Origin of the sequence: Vibrio sp. 10N.222.48.A3, assembly GCF_041475345.1 — a bacterium.
GTDB lineage: Bacteria > Pseudomonadota > Gammaproteobacteria > Enterobacterales > Vibrionaceae > Vibrio > Vibrio tasmaniensis_A.
The window spans coordinates 1-1,978 of sequence record NZ_JBFRVX010000202.1; the positions used below are offsets into that span (position 1 = coordinate 1).

Below are 1,978 nucleotides of genomic sequence, written 5' to 3' on the forward strand. Positions count from 1 at the left end.
AGTAAAGTATAGATTGTTGATTATTTAGAACCTAAATTTCACTTTCAAAGCGAATCAAAGCGAATCTAAACCGTGGAGGCTTATGTCATTCCCGCTAGAGCAATCTCCGTGCTTTCCAACGCCACCAAGCTAATTAAAGGAATCAAAGCGATCAGCGTTAACTGCATCCAATAGTTTCGAGCGGTGACGAGTAATTTGTAAATAAACCGTCAGAGATGAAGTGCTGATGGTTTTATTAGTTATTACATGATGTTAGATTTGAACCTATACTTGTTTTAACGGCATGCATTCAAAGCCGATTAATCAACTTGAATATCGAATTCATAACATTTGAAGGGAGAGTCAAATGGGAACAGTTTTTCGACGCAAAGCCTCGCAGCGCACTCAGTTTTTCAGGTCTAATTTAAAGTCCTGTGCAGTTATGCTGCCGCTTATTGTTTTACACCCCTCCGTTACTTACGCTTCTGGTACCCAATCAACTCCTGCTGTCACCGTTATTGAAACCACACAATTGGTTGGTTTTGGTGAAGCAAAATATCCAGCCGATTTTACTCACTTTGATTACGTTAATCCTGATGCGCCAAAGCAGGGCAAAGTGACCTATGGCAGCATAGGTACCTACGATAGCTTTAATCGATTCGGTTCCCGCGGCGTTGCTGCAAGTTATACCGGAGAGATTTACGATACCTTGATGTTTTCTCCGAGCGACGAGATTGATGCGTACTATCCATTGATTGCTTCAAAGGTTCGCTACGCCAGTGATTTCACTTGGATGGAAATCAACATCAACCCAAATGCTAAATTCCAAGATGGTAAACCAATCACGGCTCACGATGTTGCCTTCACCTTTGACAAGTTTTCGAAAGAAGGTGTGCCTCAGTATCGCGTGTATTACAAAGAGATTGAATCAGTAACGGCTGTCTCTGATTTGGTTGTTCGAATTGAGATGAACAAGCCAAACCGCGAGAAGCTGTTTAGCTTTGCGCAAAGCACTCGTGTGTTGCCGAAGCATTTCTGGAAAGACAGAAAGCTGTCTGAACCTCTAAGTGAGCCACCAGTAGGCAGTGGTCCCTATAAGATCATTAGCTATAAATCTGGGCAAAGTGTGACCTACGGCCTAGATGAAAACTACTGGGCAGCAGACCTACCAGTCAACGTTGGCCGTAATAACTTCAAGCAAGTGCAATACGATTACTACCGTGACGACACGGTAATGTTGGAAGCTTTTAAAGCAGGGGAGTTCGATCTTCGAACCGAGAACTCGGCTAAGTTCTGGGCCAACTCTTACACAGGCGCGAACTTCGATAAAGGCTACATCATTAAAGAAGAGATCAACCATGAGAAGCCTGAAACGACTCAAGGTTTTGTCTTCAATATTCAATCTCCTGTGTTCTCAGATCCTAAAGTTCGAGAAGCGTTAACCTATGCGATGGACTTTGAGTGGATGAACAAGAACATGTTCTATGGTCAGTACAAACGTACTCGTAGTTATTTCCAGAACACCGACTATGAAGCGAAAGGCTTACCAAGCGCAGCTGAAGTTGAATTGCTGTCTCAGTACAAAGATCAGATTCCAGCGCGAGTGTTTACCGAAGAATTCCAACCTTCAGTCACCGATGGCAGCGGCCGTATTCGTAGCCAAATGCGTACCGCTTTCAAACTGCTGAAAGAAGCGGGTTGGGTATTGAAAGACAAAGTGATGACCAACGAAAAGACCGGCAAGCCGATGTCATTTGAGTTGCTGATTTACAGCCCAACCACGGAACGTATCGCAACGCCGGTTCAAAAGAACCTTAAGCGCATGGGTATTGAGATGAAGATCCGTACCATCGATACGACTCAGTACATCAAGCGCTTGCGTGATCGTGATTTCGACATGGTGTCGTCGTCATTTTCCGCAAACCCTTACCCTAGCCCGAACTTAATGATCGTTTGGAACTCTAACTACATTGATTCTACTTACAATACTGCAGGTGTT

At 44.0% G+C, this 1,978-nt stretch carries 1 protein-coding gene; it reads left to right on the forward strand.

Translation table 11 applies throughout. From position 1 onward, the window contains the following. Positions 1 to 346: 346 nt before the first annotated feature. Positions 347 to 1,978, forward strand: a 1,632-nt coding sequence (locus AB4653_RS07185; RefSeq protein ID WP_372103683.1) for an extracellular solute-binding protein, incomplete at its 3' end; no start/stop codon positions are given.